Here is a 16,741-nt window from a genome sequence, read left to right as displayed (position 1 = left end):
TTATCGCAAAGAGTCGATTGAGCGTCGGGCAAATGATATTCTCAGACGAATGCATAAGACCACAAATTTTGCTCCCAGATGGCCTTTTGAAGCTTCTTTAGTTGCTGATTTTTTAGACTTGGGAGTGGTTTGGGATGAAATTCCTCCTGATGAAGGGGGAGCGATCGCTGCCCGAATTTTACCAACTGAACGACTGATTGAACTCAATGAAAAGATTTTAGATAAGCCGCAAGGCTTTCAAGAATCAACACTTGCCCATGAAATTGGTCATTGGGTACTACATATTAATCAGGATGAAGCAGATGGAGCTGTGAAGCAGTTAGAACTCGACCTTGGTGATTATGGAACACCAAATCAGTCAGAACAACCTTTTGTTTGTCGGGGTGCAAGTGGCAGCAAAATTGATTCTATTGAATGGCAAGCTCAATATTTTGCAGGCTGTTTATTGATGCCAAAATCGATTCTTGAGGAGAAAAGACAAGGCAAAGATTTAACTAAATGGTCAAACCTTTATAAAATTAAAGATGAGTTAGGCGTCAGCATTTCTAATTTAACTTATCGTCTGCAAGAGTTTGGCTGGATTTACATTCCTAAAGGTAGTCGAAAAATTCATCGGGGAACTGAGGAAGTTCAAGGACAAACACAACTTTTTGGATCAACTTAAAAACAGACAGGAGGAAATTAGCCAGCCTATTTCAACGGCTGGTTGAATACTTATTAAATAAGAGAGTTAAGAATTAGGGATTAGGGAGAAGATGTTTTTTTCATCACTGATTAATCTGAATATCGCATAGCAGAAAACGAGATCGCTCGCTTCTGAAGATTTACTGGCAGGGTCAATATTTGCAACAATTTTAGTCCGATGAGGTATTGACATAATAACTTTATTGTTTTTTCTAACAGTCAGTCATTATACTAATTTTAATAAAGTAAGTAGGGTAGGCAAATGTAATTATTGATATCAATAGTTAATAGGTTTGATATTTGCCCACCCTATCCGGTTATTCTAGTCAACTACAAAATTACTTAAGTGTTGGGCGAGGCTTTCTTCAGAAAGGCAAGTGTTTTATTCTCCGCTACTCGCTTTCCCTAAAACGGTTTTCCTATAGCCTTTGTTGTATTTCAATAAAAGAGACAAAATGGGTAGTATAAACATTAACCCTTGGGGAAATAAGCAAATTATGACTAATTGTAAGATGGCTTCTACCAAAGTAGGAGTTTGTCGCAAGATGTTGGCTTTGTTCAAAGTAATAACTTTATTCAAAGCACTAACCTCTGAAGAATCACTTGTACTTTCTGAAATGGCTTGGAGTAAACGCTGTAGTCCCTGATTGTGATTTTTAGCCTTTTGTGAGCCTATGTAATTATTCATTTCAACCTCTTCGATGAGGCAGTTGAGATCTTCATTTGAATTAGCAATCTCTAATATTTCTGCCATTCGCTCTGCGTCATCCTCTGAAAATGCAGGAAGAGATATCAAGCGACGATACTCTTCTGATAAGGATAACAGGTGTTTAGGTTGTAACTGTTTTTCGTTCATTGCGATGTTGTATTACTATTACTTTTTGCCTACTGGAGTCAGTATTCTTTACCCTTGGTAGTAAAAGTGAGTTAGGGGAATATGGCTCCTCCATAAAACTTTTTTAACCCTAAGCTGATAATTTCTCAGATTTGAGGGACCAAAAAGCTTTTTTTAAGCGTTCCAATGCACGTTTCCCTCTCTGTCTGACAGTAGCTTCTTTCAATATTTCTCCACGATCGGCTAAATCAGCTACTACTTGTTTCCAGGATTTATCTTGGAAATATTTCAATTCTAGAATTTGCCGATCTTTTTCGGTTAGAGTTTGAAGTGATTTTTTTAAGATTTCCAATTCCACTTCATTATTCTCCTCCCGATCGTCAGGGGCAATTTGACGCTCTATGAACTCAGAGTTAGCTTGCTCCTTGAGTTGTTTTCGGCTCATCTCCCGAATAATATTCAAAGAAGTTATTCTTATCCAAGCTCCTGGGTTTTCAATATGCTCTCCAGAGTCTATTGTTTTTGTTCCTCTAATATAAACTTCGGAAACAACATCATAGAAATCGACCTGTTCTAGATGAAATTGTTTTAGTGTGCGAATAATAAATTCACGTAAAACAATTGAAGTTAATGAATCGTGAATATCCTTTATATTTTTGGGATTTGCTAAACCTTGAATAGCTAAATCAAAAGACTTTTTAGCATCAGTTTTTAGTTTCATTGTAACCGAAAAATTGTGGTCTAAAGTCTCCCCCTTTTAAGGGGATAAAAAAAGATAATATTCCTGATTTAAAGCCTCCTTATTGCAGAGGTACTGATAACTGAAATGACTCCTTTTATTCTGACATGAAACTACCTCCTTAGTTAATTAATCTAAAAAATTTAGGTGAGGGTTATTGTCGAAAAAAAATCTACCTCCCCAACATCTAAAAATATTTAATTGATGGAGAAGTATAAAAGAGTTAATTTTATTCTTAGATAAAACTATCTCCTAATAGATATCTCCAAAAACTATATTCTGGAAATATATAATGTTCGACGTTGATAAATGAAATTACCTTTTTACAGGAGTTTCCGGTGAATTATCGTAGACATCTATTTATCAACGCTTACTTATATGTGAATAATTTCCTGAAATGTGACAGTTTTGTGAAAAAAAATTATGTCACGAACAAAATGGCTTTCTAAACACCACTAAAAGTCAAAAAAAGTTGAAAGGAGATTGGAGAATTAGTTATCATACTTTAGATAGGGTTAAGCGCCGGGGCAACCCAATAATATTATGTCCAGTTGAATACTTATAAATAAGGGGGGGGTGGAGAATAAGGAGATTTCCCCTGTGTAGAGAGAATAGGTTTTTTCATCACTAATTATCCAGACTTGATATAATACCCTGTAAGTAATTAGGCAAAATTCTTTCGATGTGACAGTTTTTTGAAATAAAAATTTGTGTAACAAAACAGCTCGATCAGACACATAAATACAGGAATGCACATAAGTCAAAAAAAAATTGAAAGGAGAAAAGAAAAAATGTCTAATAATAATCAGTCTTCTAATCAAGAAAATTCTAAGCAATATAAAGTTTCAAGAATACTTTTAACAGTACTTATTGTTGTAAATGTACTATCTGGAGGTTATTTTGTTGATTTCAAAGTATCTGCTATGAATGTTGAATTGAAGTTTGAACAAACAAATCCTCTTTCAGAGTTGCTTTTGGAGCAGATAAATAAAAAATAAAATTAATATCAACAGGATTTACGGAGCTAGCACGAAAGTATTGACTTGAGGTGACTTTAGCTCCGTAATGCTGAGGCGAAACTCTGCTACTCAACATGACAAAAATACCTTGCTTTGCGTAAGTCCTATGAAATTAAGATAATTAGTTATACTACTGTAGTTTGGGTTTTGTTCCGCAACATAAAAAGCGTATCTCGAACCCAATCTACAAAGTATCAACTTGTACAATTTTATTCCCTAATACTTAATAGTAAATAGATTCAATTGTTTCTACCAACAGATGATTACTCCTGATTTTTTCCTAACTCCTAATCCCCAAAACCTATGCCCTAAACTAATCAAATCTCGCCATTAAAACAATAGCAGACCGCGGCTCAACCCGATACCTAATACCAATAACTTTTGTAGCTGTATCTAAATCATTAAAATCTTTAGGAGAAGGAAAAGCAGTATTAATAATTAAATACCAACTTTCCCCTTTTTTTAAACGTGGTAACTCAAACATCAAAGGTTTCCAATAAGCATTCAAAATAATATGAAAATATTCACCACTTTCTGGATGCTTCAAACTAAAAGCTAAAGTCCGAGAATCTAGATGCCAATCAGGTTTACCTAAACGTACTCCATGCCAACTAATATTAGGCACTTCATTTGGGTAAACTTCCCCTTCTTCTCTAGGTAAAGATGACTCTGGAGTACCCGAACCAACTGTCGCTAAAACCTTATCTACCCGCATCATTTCTAACTCTTGGGTAAAATTAATAATCCCTTTCACAAATCGCAGTAAATCCGTTTGTTTCTCAATTTGCTCCCAATCAAACCAACTTAGTTCATTATTCTGACAATAACCATTATTATTACCAAGTTGAGTTCGCCTGACTTCATCCCCCATTAAAATCATTGGCGTGCCTTGGGAGAAAAATAATATGGCGAACAAATTCTTAATTTGTCGCAGTCGTAATCTTTCAATTTCCTGCTTATTAGTTAATCCTTCAACCCCACAATTCCAGCTATGATTATCATTAGCACCATCGCGATTATCTTCACAATTAGCTTCATTATGTTTTTCATTATAAGAAACCAAATCATTCATCGTAAAACCATCATGGCAAGTAATAAAATTAATACTATGATTGGGTTCGCGGTCGGGTTGAGGATAAATATCAGGACTACCCATAATTCTAGCCGCTAACTTATCAACTATCTTGGGGTCACTTTTGACAAACTGACGAACATCATCACGATAATGTCCGTTCCATTCAGCAAAGCGATCGCCAATAAATGAACCCACCTGATATAATCCCGCAGCATCCCAAGCTTCTGCAATAATTTTTGCCCCTGCCAGAACAGGATCGGATTCAATTGCCCATAACACAGGTGGATCTTCCAACGGATCGCCAGTCACACTCCGAGACATAACAGATGCCAAGTCAAACCGGAACCCATCAACGTGCATTTCTCTAACCCAGTAACAAAGACAATCAACAATTAAGCGATGTACAAAAGGATTATTCGTATTGAAAGTATTGCCACAACCACTATAGTTACTGTAATAAGTGGAGTCGTCTGTCTCCAGAATGTAGTAAGTAGAATTTTCCAGTCCCCGGAAAGAAACTGTCGGTCCGTTTTCATTACCCTCTGCAGTGTGATTAAAAACCACATCCAAAATTACTTCTATTCCAGCTTTGTGCAAAGCTTTTACCATATCTCGGAATTCATTCATCGGTCCGAAAATCTCTTTGCGAGAACTATAATTGTGGTGAGGAGTAAAAAAGGCGATCGGACTATAACCCCAATAATTGATTAGAGGTTCGCGCACATCTTGTTCATCAAATTGCTGTACGGGTAATAATTCTACAGCAGTAATTCCCAATTCTTTCAGGTAGGGAATTTTTTCAATTAGTCCAGCAAAAGTACCCCGTTTTTCTGGAGAAACGCCAGAATTAGGGTTACGAGTAAATCCACCAACGTGCATTTCATAGATAATTGTATAAGCGTAGGGTATGTTTAGAGGTACATCATCTTCCCAGTCATAAGCAGTTGGGTCAACTACTACCCCTTTGAGAGCATAAGCACAGTTATCGCCATAACTAGTAGCAGCTTCACGACTATATTTTTCTTGTCCCACTACTACCCTAGCGTAAGGGTCTAGTAATACCTTTGTACCATCAAATCGATGACCTTTTTCTGGCTCAAGTGGTCCATAAACTCGGTAAGCATATATTTGCCCTGCCTCAAGACCATAAATAAATATGTGCCAGTAATGATGGGTTTTATGTTGTTTAGGGTCGAGTAAAATTACTTGCTCTGGTTGAGCTGCGTCAGGTTCATCAAATAGTAATAATTCTATTGCTGTAGCATTTTTAGAGTAAATGGAAAAATTTACTCCTTTGGGGTCTTTTAAGAGTGTTGCGCCAATGGGAAAACTATTACCTGGTAATATATTAAGATTCATAATTCTTGACTTATTTAACTATTAGATAACCTTGGTAATTTTATACAATGTAAATAGATATTTAACAAAACCATTGGAAGTATTAATTATGTATGAAAAAATTTTAGTTGCCATCGATACATCTGCTATGGGCGATCGCGTGTTTGATATAGCCCTAAAATTAGCAAAAATCAGTAACCCTAGTCTGATGTTGGTTCATATTCTCTCGGAGGAGGCAGAAGAAAGTCCGATAAATTATTGGCCAATGATTGGTACTGACATTGGCACTAACCCAGAGATGATGAAAGAATATCATCAACTTTGGGAAAAATTTGAGAAACAATGTTTACAAATGTTGAAATCAAAAGCAGATAAAGCAAAAGAACTTGGGTTCAATACAGAATTTACCCAAATCAGAGGCAACCCTGGTCGGGAAATATGTAAATTAGCTCAAAAGTGTAATGCTGATTTAATCGTTATGGGACGCCGTGGGCATTCCGTTTTTAGTGAACTGCTATTGGGTAGTGTCAGTAATTATGTTATTCATCGCGCTCATTGTTCTGTTCATATTGTACAGGATTAGCTTTTTTTATTAGGCATCTCCTCCAAAAGTAGGGAACAGGGAACAGGGAACAGGGAACAGGGAACCCACCCCTCGCCCCTCCCCCTCCCAGGAGGGGAATAATTGATAACTTATGGATAATAATTGATTTGATTTTTGATTTTTACCAGATGTCTATTAGGCATCTCCTCCAAAAGTAGGGACGTTGCATGCAACGTCCGTAGGGAGTAGAGGGAAAGGGTGGTGGTGCATAGTAATGAGAGAGTGTGCAGAGTGTGCGGAGTGTGCGGAGTGTGCGGAGTGTGCGGAGTGTGCGGAGTGTGGTCAGAAATTAAAAAATATGTATCTTCACTATTACTATGCAGGACTACCGGGGAAAGAATTGATGAATAAGACTGCAATAATTGATTTTATTTTTTATTATTGGAGATATCTATTAGTAATGAGCAATTATTCATTAGTATTCATTTATATCTATAGTGTTTTTATTTTAGATGTCAATCTAAATTGAGGTTTTTTCTCAGAAAAAAAGCACGCCAATCAATTACTTTATCCCTTTGTGTTTGCCACTATTTAATGCTGCTTTCCCCCTTTACTATTCTCTCCATACCTCCATATCTTTTTCATACCACTTGTTTTCCACATCCCAGATAAAAAGGCTATATGAATAATTGTTGATGGATATTCTGGTAATAGCTAACTCTATCAAGAAAGCTACTCAAAATCATAATTTTCATTTTCACTAGGAATAATTAGTCTAAGATTGAGTATAGTGAAATCAATATTAAAAAAAATATATTTTTCTGATAATTCGGATACAATATTAGTATTAGATAATAGGACTTAGGCATGACAAGGTATTTTCGTCATTGCAACCCATAGGAAAGCAATCTTAAACCCAAAGTTTTTCCTACCTGATGGGTAAGTCCTGAGACAAAATAATTAAATTTTCATCATAAAGATTATGTATCAAAAAATTCTAGCAACAATGGACACATCAGCAGCAGGCGATCGCGTATTTGCCACTGCTCTCAATTTAGCAAAACTCAATAATTCCTACTTAAAACTAATGCACGTTTTATCTCCCGAAGAAGGAGAAATACCCGTTAAATTTGGAGCAATTTCCCGGGAATTTAACAAAGAATTGATTGTGCAATATCAACAAAAATGGAAAGATTTTGAGCAAAAATGTCTAGAAATGTTGCAGTCACGAGCTAACGAAGCTAAAACAGCAGGGGTAAACACAGAATTTATTCAAACTGAGGGTGTACCTGGAAAGCAGATCTGTAAGGTGGCTCAGGAATGGGGTGCTGAACTAATAGTTATGGGACGCAGAGGACATTCTGTTTTCAGCGAAATGGTTATAGGTAGTGTGAGCAGTTATGTAATTCACCGGGCGAAATGTTCGGTGTTAGTTGTGCAGCAATAGTTTTTGGGTAGTTGTGCATTGTAATGGTATAGCTAGTGGGAGCATCTTGCTCCCGTTCTAATTAGGGTTTGCGCTTCACTAGTCTTTTAGTAGGGGTAGGAGACAGGAGACAGGAGACAGGAGACAGGAGAAATAGGAATTAATTAGGAGGTAGTCGGAAAAATTGTAAGAGTGATTTTACTGTACAGTGCTTTTCAAATGCATGAACCACATCGTCACAACTGAAATCCTGTAGAGGAAAATATCAGGAACGGGCAAGATGCCCATTCCACAAAACTATTAAAATCATCCCGCATTTTATGCAACGCCCATGAATGTTGCTTAAAATTGGTTCGGGTGATAGGAGGCAAAGTAGCGTGCTGGAGACTATCCATAAGCCATTTTTCCTTCTGCCTTCTGCCTTCTGCCTTCTGCCTTCTGCCTTCTTCAAACAGCCGCAACCGAGGGAGATTGTTGTGTTTGTGACATACACTTCCTAGTCATTACCATTTTTACTCCACCAGCAGGAGCTAAAGTTACACCGCGACGTACTGCTTTGACTGTTTTTTTCTCCGCCAAAGCTAAACTATAACGTTTGAGAATAGTTGCTAATACCAGTTTCATTTCAAACATAGCAAATGCTGCTCCAATACAACGACGACTACTACCGCCAAAAGGCAAAAATTCATAAGCAGAATATTGCCTTTCCAAAAATCGTTCTGGTTTAAATTTTTCCGGTTCGGGATACAAATCTTCCCGGTGATGAGTTAAATAAATACAGGGAGATAGAGCAGTACCCTCTGGATATGTTTGACCCATAATTGTGATTGGTGATTTAGCTATTCGTGAAAATGCAGTTATTGCTACTGGGTAGATGCGCAGGGTTTCAGAACAAACTGCATTCAGATAAGGCAGCTTGATAACTGCCATTGGGTCTGGGTTATCTCCAAGGTCTTCCAATTCTGACAATAGCTTGTTATAAATTTCTGGTTGGCGGTGAATCCAGTAAAACGCCCATGCTAATGCTGTGGCAGTAGTTTCATGTCCGGCAAATAGTAGTGTCATTAACTCATCCCGCAATTCACGATCGCTCATAGGTTCCCCTGCTTCATCCCTAGCTAATAGCAACATTGTTAGGATATCAGAGCGTTCAGAGTCTAGTTGTTGACGACGTTCGGCAATTTCTGCATATAGCAACTCATCAACTTCTTGCCGTTGTCTGAGAAATTTACCCCACGGACTCCATTTACCCAAATCAACTTGGAGAAACTTGAAAAATAGCATACTTGCTTTCGAGGGAGAAGCTAGTGATTCTAGAGCTAAAGTCAAAAGTTGCTCTAATTTATCATACCTCTGTCCTTCCTCTAAACCGAAGACCGCCTGTAATATCACCTTTAAAGATATCTCTTGAGTTGATTCTCTCATAGAAAATGGCTGCCCTACTACCCACTTACTAGCTACTTTTTCAGCGATCGCGCAAATTAACTCACCATAAGCTTGCATTCGTTCCCCATGAAAGGGTGGCATTAATAGTTGACGTTGACGTTGGTGGAGAGTACCATCAAGCAAAGCTAGGGAGCTATCTCCCAATAGTGGTAGCAAAAACAAATTTCCCATACCAGAATCAAACTGTTTGGGATTAGTCTTGAGAATCTCTTCAATGGCCTTCGGATGACTGATAAATACCATTGGATAATTCAATTTTACTTGAAATGCGTCTCCATATTCCTTAGCACATTTTTCCATAAATGTCAAGGGTTTGGCTACCCAATGGAGGAGTTGAATCAAAGCTGGAGCTTTTGGACCTAGCAGTTGTGTCATAGTCATATTTCTATCTAGTTATCTTTTCCCTAACCATTTTAAAAGAAATAAAAAAATAAAGATTTATCCTATTTAAGACTATTAGATATCTCCAGAAAATAAACTTGCCCTTTGTTTAATATAAGCTAGAGTTGTAAAATTCACTTCCCTAAATCATTTTTCGTACCTTTTTCCTAAAAATATCTTCCCTGTTGCCTGTTGCCTACTATGCGCAAAAAGTCTATATCTTTTTCACCAGATGTCTATTAGACATCTCCAGAAAAGAGGGAATAGGGAATAGGTATGGAGGGGGAAATAATTGATAATTTCTGTACGATAATTGATTTGATTTTTAATTTTTACCAGATGTCTATTAGCTCAGAATTTCTATGACTTTAGTCTCTAAAGTAGTCAATTAGACTTTATTTCCCTAGCGCGCTCCCAACTTTTATTAGCTTCTTCCATTAAACCTAAATCTCTCAAAACATTCCCCCGCTCATACCAACCATTGTCAAAATTAGGTTTAATTTCTAAAGCCTTGTTATAACAACCAATAGCTTCTGTTAAACTTCCTAAGTTAACTAGAAAACTGGCTTTATTATACCAAGCCAAATAATAATCTACCTTAATTTTTAGAGCCTTGTCACAACTAGCGATCGCCTCTTGCCACCTTCCTAACTTTCCCAGTGCTTCAGCACGGTTATTCCAAGCCAAATAATCATCAGACTTAATTTCTATTGCTTTATCATGGCTAGCGATCGCTTCTTCCCACCTTTCTAGTTGTACTAAAGCTTTCCCTCTGTTGTACCAAACTTGATGGTAATCTGACTTTAGAGTCAGAGCGCTTTCCCAACTATCAACTGCTCCAAGTAAATCTCCTGCTTTAGCTTGCTCTAAACCCAACTTCGCCCATATTTCAGCATTACTCTCAGCAGACTGTGCTTGATTTTCCACTCCTACCCCAAGCTGACTAACCATTGCCTGAATAACTACTCTAGGGTCACTCGTTTGTACCTCTAACTGTTGTGCAACTGTTGCTAATAAATTAGGATTTTCCTGAAGTTTAACTACTAATTCTGACATGGTATCATCATCTTTTTCTTCACCCACGAATGTTTGTGGACGTGGAGAAACACCAACATCAGGTCCATCATACTCCCAGACCGCCCCACTATCATCCCTACTTAAAAGTTGAGTACCAATATTATTAGCCATTGCTCCCAAAGATTGTAAAGAGGGTAGCGATCGCGTCAATTCAGCAAACCCTAACATTCTCTGAGCTAACTCATCATTAGGTTTAGGGGAGACTAATAACCTTTCTCCAAACCGTTGCAACCATTCCTGCCAAAGTTCAGGTTTGCCCCTTTCTCCTAATTCATCAAAAAATTTCTGCACGCGCTCAGACTGCCAACCCTGGGCAACACCCTCCAATAGTTGACTAAACAAAAAATCATAATCTGTATCTGTCAATGTGGGCAAAGATTCAGAAATTGGTTGAGTGTTCTCAGATACATCTAGACGAGACTGAGAAAATAACCCCAAAAGTTTTGTCCATAAATTTTTGAGCCATTGCCAAATTCTATGAAGCATTTGTTATATCATGTCCGGTTGAATAGTTATAAATAAATGACGGAGTCCTCAGGAGTCAACCCACCCCTCGCCCCTCCCAGGAGGGGAAGGACCGAGTCAGGAGGGAAGAAAGAAGGAAGAAGTAAGAAAAGAAAGGAGGAAAAGGAGAAAGTTTTTTTTGATCACTAATTATCCGGACATAATATTAAATATAAGAAGTAGTTTAAAACACTGTAGAAAATCGTTACCTAAATAAGTATCATTCTGACAAGGCTTTTCCCAGTCAATTTTAGATGTTTTACTAGCATAACTTTCTTCATTTTCTATGACTTTTATGCCAACTATTCGAGCCTTCATCTCCCAAAAAATAATCTATGAGTAATAGACATCTCCGATCATAAAAAATCAAATCAATTATCACAATATATATATCAATTCTTTCCCCCTACTGCCTACTCCCTCTTTTGGTGGAGATATCTAATGGGTAATGATCAACTTATAAAGTCATCAATTACCCATTTTAAAACTTTTATGGCACTACGGATTTAGGTTAGGAAACTACTAAACCCTATTTGCGTTTGCGTAGCATCCCGTAGGGAAGCATTGACCTAGGAAAAACTAGCGTCAGAGATGACTTTTGACTTTTGACTTTTGACTTTTGACTTTTGACTTCTAACTTGCGCGTAGCGCTATACTTTCCTAGCGGGAAGTCCCGCGCTGTAATATTCGATTCAGCGCCTTATGGGAGAGCCAGAACATAGTATACTGAGGGACACAGGGGGAGGACATCTCCTCTGTATAAACTGCACCTCCTTTACGGGTTGAAGAATCCCGCGTTGTCACTCAAGCGCAACGTCGGAAGTATGTCAAAGACTAGACATAACTTCTTTTGCTGCAGCTAAAGTTTTGTCAATATCTTCCTCTGTGTGAGCTAAAGAAGTAAAACCTGCTTCAAATTGAGAAGGTGCTAGATAAATTCCTCGCTCCAACATTCCACGGTGGAACTTGCTAAACTTGCTCAAATCAGACTTTTTGGCATCATCATAATCGTGAACTGGGCCTTTATTGAAAAAGATACCAAACATTGCGCTAATATACCCACCACAAATAGGATTACCAGTTTCTTTACCAACCGCTAATAAGCCATCAGCAAGTCTTTTAGTAATTTTATCTAACTGTTCATAAGTACCTGGTTCCTTTAGTAACTCCAGAGTCTTAATACCAGCAGTCATAGCTAGAGGATTACCAGACAGAGTACCCGCTTGATACATTGGGCCTGCTGGGGCTACCATTGACATAATATCCTCGCGACCACCATAAGCTCCTACAGGCAAACCACCACCAATAATTTTGCCTAAAGTTGTTAGGTCTGGAGTAACATCAAATTTTTCCTGAGCACCACCATAAGCAATACGAAACCCAGTCATAACTTCGTCAAACACCAGTAAAGCATCATTGTCTTGAGTAATCATCCGTAACCCTTCTAAGAAACCTGCATCTGGGGTAATAAATCCAGAGTTACCAACTACTGGTTCGAGGATAACACCAGAAATTTGGTCAGGGTTGTCGGCAAAAAGTTGCTTAACTGCTTCTAAGTCGTTGTAGAGAGCAGTTAGGGTATTGCTAGTAACAGACTTAGGGACTCCAGGAGAGTCTGGCAGACCCAGAGTTGCCACACCAGAACCAGCTTTAACGAGGAACATATCAGCGTGGCCATGATAACAACCTTCAAATTTGATGACTTTGTCTCTACCTGTAAAAGCTCTCATTAAACGCAGTACGGCCATACAAGCTTCTGTACCAGAATTGACAAAGCGGACCATTTCGATGCTAGGTACAGCATCAATAACCATTTCAGCCAAGATATTTTCTAAAGCACAGGGTGCGCCAAAGCTGGTGCCTTTTTCCAGAACTTCTTTGAGGGAATTTAATACATCTGGGTGAGCATGACCACAGATAGCAGGTCCCCAAGTACCAACATAGTCAATATATTGATTGCCATCAACATCCCAGATATATGCTCCCTTGACTCGATCGAATACAATTGGTTGGCCACCAACAGACTTAAATGCTCTGACCGGGGAACTTACTCCCCCAGGCATGAGTTTTTGGGCTGCTGCAAAAATTTCTTCAGATTTAGTTGTGTTGAGTGTAGTAACTACCAAGTTAATCTCCTTCATTTGTGTTTGTTTCAATCCCTACGGGGGATTTTATGTTATCACCAAATTAAAATAAACCTTATGTATATTTAGGTAATTGTATCATTGCCCTAGGGGCATATTTATAGTTAATCTTGGAGAATTATGAAGCTTTTTTTGACAATTTATTGATGGTATGATATAAGCGATAAAAAAATAAATTAAAACTTAAAATTAAATATTCAGAAAATATTCAGAAGATATCCTAGACTTCGAGTATACAAATAGATTTTTTTGGCAAATTATGTCTACCTCCGAACCAGTAGCTTTAAGTCAATCGATTCCAGTGGAGCAGGTTCGTTACAATGAACAAGGACTTGTGCCTGCTATTGTTCAAGATTATTTAGATGGTACAGTGTTAATGATGGCCTGGATGAATCAGGGAGCATTGCAAAAAACTCTAGAAACAGGGCAAACTTGGTTTTGGAGTCGTTCTCGTCAGCAGTTTTGGCATAAAGGGGCAACTTCTGGTCATTTTCAGAATATTCAGTGGATACGCTACGACTGTGACAGCGATACTTTGTTAGTAGGAGTGGAACAGGTCGGAGATATTGCCTGCCATAAGGGAGAGAGGAGTTGTTTTCATCTGGTCAATGAGGAGGTTGTTAAGCCTCCTGCGAATATGTTATCTCAGCTTTTTGATGTGATTTGCGATCGCCGCGACCATCCCCAGGAGGGTTCTTATACTTGTAAATTATTTGCCGGGGGAGATAATAAGATTCTCAAGAAAATTGGGGAAGAGTCAGCGGAGGTAGTCATGGCGTGTAAGGATGATGAGAAAGAGGCGATCGCTTCGGAGGTGGCAGATTTATTTTACCATACTTTGGTTGCTCTAGCCCAGCACAAAGTTGAATTGCGAGATGTATATCGGAAGTTGGATGAACGCAGACCAAAAAATAAATAGTTTAAGTAGGATTTGGAGAAAAAAGCAGAGTTTGGGGAGTTTGGGGAGGTTGGGAAGTGTAGGAAGGGTGGGGATATCGAAAATAATAAAAAATAGATGGTAGTGCTTCCTAATGGTATAGGAAATGTGGAGAGTGTGGGAAGAAAATAATATTCTCACGTCTTAGCGAGTAGAATAACCAAAAAATCATAAAACTATAGGGGTTTTGATAAAGGGTATTATACAAAACTTCTGCCCTCTGCATTCTGCCTTTAAGCGAAAATATTTGTATTCTATGTTAATGAAAACTACTATAATTATTGTACGGAAATCATCAATAAACCTCTCCGAAAATTAAGGTTTAACAACCTTTTTATAATAGTTTCAGGTAGAGCAGAGATTTCTAAATTTCCCCCTATTCCCTACTTCCTACTCCCTCTTTTCTATTAATTTCTGCAAAACAAAATCAGGAACTAAAGTGGTACAAAATCGATTTGTTGGAACTTGGCGACTGGTATCTTTTGAACTCAAAGATGTAAATGGTAAAGTAAGCTACCCATACGGTAAAGATACAATCGGATATCTAATGTATACAGAAGATGGATATATGTCAACGGTAATTATGGCTGCAAGGCGTCTCAAGTTTTCCTCTGCAGATTTTTTGGGAGGAAGTACACAGGAGAAAGCTAACGCTATGGAAACATATATCTCCTATTGTGGTAGCTATGAAATTAAGGATAAAAAAGTAATTCATCATGTTAAAGCCTCTTTATTTCCTAATTGGGTTGGTACAAACCAAGAACGTTTCTTTGAATTTACAGAAAATTATTTATTATTAACTACACCTTCCTTTAAGGTGAGTGACAAACGGTTGACTGGATATCTGATATGGGAACCTTGTATTAAAACAATACTAAATTGATATTAGATACAGTATCAATAACCTTCTGGACAAAGATGATGAAAAACAAGCGATCACTATAGAAGTGGAATGAACGTAGACAAAAAAAGGCTAAAGTATTTATATGTCAATGCTTTTAGAATTAATCAGCAAGCCCTAATTATCCGGATACTATATAAGAGCAACTTTCTTTCTTAACTGATATGATTAATCCTTCCCTATATCAAATAAACACCCGTGTTTGGCTCAACAGATTGTCCCAAGAGTTTGGTCGTCGCGCCACCTTAGATGATATTCCCGATGCAGAATTGGACAAAATAGTAAACTTGGGATTTGACTGGGTGTACTTTTTAGGAGTTTGGCAGACAGGAATAATGGCGCGAGATATCTCTCGTGCAAATCCTGATGTACGAAAGGAAGCTATAGAACTTTTTGGTGATGAGTTCCAAGAAGATTATATTTGCGGGTCTTGTTTTGCAGTAACTGGTGATCACGTCCATGAAAACCTAGGTGACAATGCAGCTATGTTACGACTGCGCGATCGCCTCCATCAAAGGGGACTAAAACTCATGCTTGATTTTGTCCCCAACCATACCGCCCCCGACCATCCTTGGGTACAAACAAATCCTGACTTTTATGTTCAGGGAACCCAGGCCGATCTTGAACGAGAACCCCAAAACTATATACGAATAGAATTGCCAACAGGTAGCCAAATATTGGCTCATGGAAGAGACCCCTATTTTCCAGGTTGGTCTGATACTTTGCAACTGAACTACGGCAACCCCAAATTACAGGAGGATATGTTAGCAGAGTTATTCAATGTTGCTCATTTATCCGATGGCGTTCGCTGCGATATGGCAATGCTAATATTGCCAGACATTTTTGAGCAGACTTGGGGTATTCCAATACAACCGTTTTGGTCTGATGCAATTTCCCAAGTTAAACAGCAATATCCAGATTTTATCTTTATGGCAGAAGTATATTGGAATTTGGAGTGGAAATTGCAACAGTTAGGATTTAATTACACTTATGACAAACGCTTATACGATCGCCTCCATCAACAGCAGGCAGTTCCAGTCAGAGAAAATCTTTATGCTGGTCTTGATTTTCAAAGTAAGTTAGCACGGTTTATGGAAAATCACGATGAACCCAGGGCAAATGCAGATTTTCCACTAAGAGTTCATGAAGCTGCTGCCATTTTGACTTATTTTACCCCTGGTTTACGTTTTTTCCATCAAGGTCAGTTACAAGGTTGGTCTAAAAAAATTTCGATGCACTTATGTTATGCTCCTGAAGAAGCTACTGTTCCACACATAGAGAGATTTTACCATCAATTATTAGATTCTTTAGCTCTGGATATTTTTCATGAGGGAAATTGGCAATTACTTGAATGTGTTGCTGCATGGGAAGGAAATTTCACATGGAATAATTTTATTGCTTTCAGTTGGGAAGGAAAAGATGAGCGACTGTTGTTGATAATTGTTAACTATGCTTCTGATCGAGGGCAATGTTATGTTCAGTTGCCATTTGAGAGTCTCAGGGGTGAAACATATCGACTACAAGATTTAATGAGTGATATTAGTTACGACCGTTTGGGAGATAATTTGGTTTCACGAGGTTTATATTTGGATTTACCTGCATGGGGTTATCATATTTTTGATGTTATTAGTTAGGAGAGAGGCAACAGGCAACAGGCAAAAGGCAACAGGGAGAAATAATTGATAATTGAT

At 38.0% G+C, this 16,741-nt stretch carries 13 protein-coding genes; 7 read left to right on the top strand and 6 right to left on the bottom strand.

The annotated features are described in order from the left end of the window. Positions 1-664 (top strand): ImmA/IrrE family metallo-endopeptidase (locus F6K27_RS21975; protein WP_287300918.1); only part of this gene is annotated, 664 nt, incomplete at its 5' end. Positions 665-1,066: 402 nt separating this feature from the next. Here the strand turns inward: F6K27_RS21975 and F6K27_RS21970 are convergent. Beyond that, positions 1,067-1,540 carry a hypothetical protein gene (locus F6K27_RS21970; protein ID WP_287276013.1) on the bottom strand — a complete coding sequence of 158 codons (474 nt, stop codon included), beginning with the start codon at positions 1,538-1,540 and terminating at the stop codon, positions 1,067-1,069. Between the two features lie 109 nt (positions 1,541-1,649). Beyond that, positions 1,650-2,240 carry a sigma-70 family RNA polymerase sigma factor gene (locus F6K27_RS21965; protein ID WP_287276011.1) on the bottom strand — a complete coding sequence of 197 codons (591 nt, stop codon included), beginning with the start codon at positions 2,238-2,240 and terminating at the stop codon, positions 1,650-1,652. Between the two features lie 809 nt (positions 2,241-3,049). Between F6K27_RS21965 and F6K27_RS21960 the strand changes: the two genes are divergently transcribed. Beyond that, complete coding sequence (locus F6K27_RS21960) at positions 3,050-3,256, top strand: hypothetical protein (RefSeq protein ID WP_287276010.1); 207 nt, start codon at positions 3,050-3,052, stop codon at positions 3,254-3,256. Between the two features lie 334 nt (positions 3,257-3,590). Here the strand turns inward: F6K27_RS21960 and glgX are convergent, their stop codons facing one another. Then, positions 3,591-5,711 carry a glycogen debranching protein GlgX gene (gene glgX / locus F6K27_RS21955; protein WP_287276008.1) on the bottom strand — a complete coding sequence of 707 codons (2,121 nt, stop codon included), beginning with the start codon at positions 5,709-5,711 and terminating at the stop codon, positions 3,591-3,593. 88 nt (positions 5,712-5,799) lie between these two features. On the opposite strand from glgX, the gene F6K27_RS21950 reads away from it, so the two are divergent. Both F6K27_RS21950 and F6K27_RS21945 read left to right on the top strand, forming a co-directional pair. Then, positions 5,800-6,273 (top strand): universal stress protein, encoded by a 474-nt coding sequence (locus F6K27_RS21950; protein ID WP_124147273.1) that lies wholly within the window; start codon positions 5,800-5,802, stop codon positions 6,271-6,273. A 943-nt stretch (positions 6,274-7,216) separates the two neighbouring features. Further along, complete coding sequence (locus tag F6K27_RS21945; protein WP_287276006.1) at positions 7,217-7,681, top strand: universal stress protein; 465 nt, start codon at positions 7,217-7,219, stop codon at positions 7,679-7,681. Positions 7,682-8,107: 426 nt separating this feature from the next. Here the strand turns inward: F6K27_RS21945 and F6K27_RS21940 are convergent, their stop codons facing one another. From F6K27_RS21940 to hemL, 3 genes are all read right to left on the bottom strand, one after another. Next, on the bottom strand, positions 8,108-9,481 hold the full coding sequence (locus tag F6K27_RS21940; RefSeq protein ID WP_287276002.1) for a cytochrome P450: 1,374 nt from the start codon (positions 9,479-9,481) through the stop codon (positions 8,108-8,110). Between the two features lie 390 nt (positions 9,482-9,871). Then, a complete protein-coding gene (locus tag F6K27_RS21935) occupies positions 9,872-11,050 on the bottom strand; it encodes a tetratricopeptide repeat protein (protein WP_287276001.1) in 1,179 nt (392 codons plus the stop codon). A gap of 845 nt (positions 11,051-11,895) precedes the next feature. Continuing rightward, a complete protein-coding gene (gene hemL / locus F6K27_RS21930; protein WP_287276065.1) occupies positions 11,896-13,194 on the bottom strand; it encodes a glutamate-1-semialdehyde 2,1-aminomutase in 1,299 nt (432 codons plus the stop codon). A gap of 277 nt (positions 13,195-13,471) precedes the next feature. Between hemL and hisIE the strand changes: the two genes are divergently transcribed. The 3 genes from hisIE to F6K27_RS21915 all read left to right on the top strand — a co-directional run bounded on the left by hisIE (position 13,472) and on the right by F6K27_RS21915 (position 16,684). Further along, positions 13,472-14,131: a bifunctional phosphoribosyl-AMP cyclohydrolase/phosphoribosyl-ATP diphosphatase HisIE gene (gene hisIE, locus F6K27_RS21925; protein ID WP_287275999.1), complete on the top strand. Its 660-nt coding sequence runs from the start codon at positions 13,472-13,474 to the stop codon at positions 14,129-14,131. Positions 14,132-14,588: 457 nt separating this feature from the next. Continuing rightward, positions 14,589-15,032, top strand: coding sequence for a lipocalin-like domain-containing protein (locus F6K27_RS21920; protein WP_287275997.1), 444 nt, complete (start codon positions 14,589-14,591; stop codon positions 15,030-15,032). 182 nt (positions 15,033-15,214) lie between these two features. Continuing rightward, positions 15,215-16,684 carry an alpha-amylase family glycosyl hydrolase gene (locus F6K27_RS21915; protein WP_287275995.1) on the top strand — a complete coding sequence of 490 codons (1,470 nt, stop codon included), beginning with the start codon at positions 15,215-15,217 and terminating at the stop codon, positions 16,682-16,684. Positions 16,685-16,741 lie beyond the last annotated feature (57 nt).

Source organism: Okeania sp. SIO2F5 (genome assembly GCF_010692685.1).
GTDB classification, from domain to species: Bacteria; Cyanobacteriota; Cyanobacteriia; order Cyanobacteriales; family Microcoleaceae; genus Okeania; species Okeania hirsuta.
The sequence above is the reverse complement of the archived record's forward strand: the minus strand, read 5'-3'. Positions and strand labels throughout refer to the sequence as shown.

Bases quoted from the DNA above. Each gene is read 5' to 3' on its own strand.
- F6K27_RS21935 (WP_287276001.1), bottom strand. From the start codon at position 11,050: ATGCTTCATAGAATTTGGCAATGGCTCAAAAATTTATGGACAAAACTT.
- F6K27_RS21945 (WP_287276006.1), top strand. From the start codon at position 7,217: ATGTATCAAAAAATTCTAGCAACAATGGACACATCAGCAGCAGGCGAT.
- hisIE (WP_287275999.1), top strand. From the start codon at position 13,472: ATGTCTACCTCCGAACCAGTAGCTTTAAGTCAATCGATTCCAGTGGAG.
- F6K27_RS21940 (WP_287276002.1), bottom strand. From the start codon at position 9,481: ATGACACAACTGCTAGGTCCAAAAGCTCCAGCTTTGATTCAACTCCTC.
- F6K27_RS21970 (WP_287276013.1), bottom strand. From the start codon at position 1,540: ATGAACGAAAAACAGTTACAACCTAAACACCTGTTATCCTTATCAGAA.
- F6K27_RS21960 (WP_287276010.1), top strand. From the start codon at position 3,050: ATGTCTAATAATAATCAGTCTTCTAATCAAGAAAATTCTAAGCAATAT.
- glgX (WP_287276008.1), bottom strand. From the start codon at position 5,711: ATGAATCTTAATATATTACCAGGTAATAGTTTTCCCATTGGCGCAACA.
- F6K27_RS21915 (WP_287275995.1), top strand. From the start codon at position 15,215: ATGATTAATCCTTCCCTATATCAAATAAACACCCGTGTTTGGCTCAAC.
- F6K27_RS21965 (WP_287276011.1), bottom strand. From the start codon at position 2,240: ATGAAACTAAAAACTGATGCTAAAAAGTCTTTTGATTTAGCTATTCAA.
- F6K27_RS21950 (WP_124147273.1), top strand. From the start codon at position 5,800: ATGTATGAAAAAATTTTAGTTGCCATCGATACATCTGCTATGGGCGAT.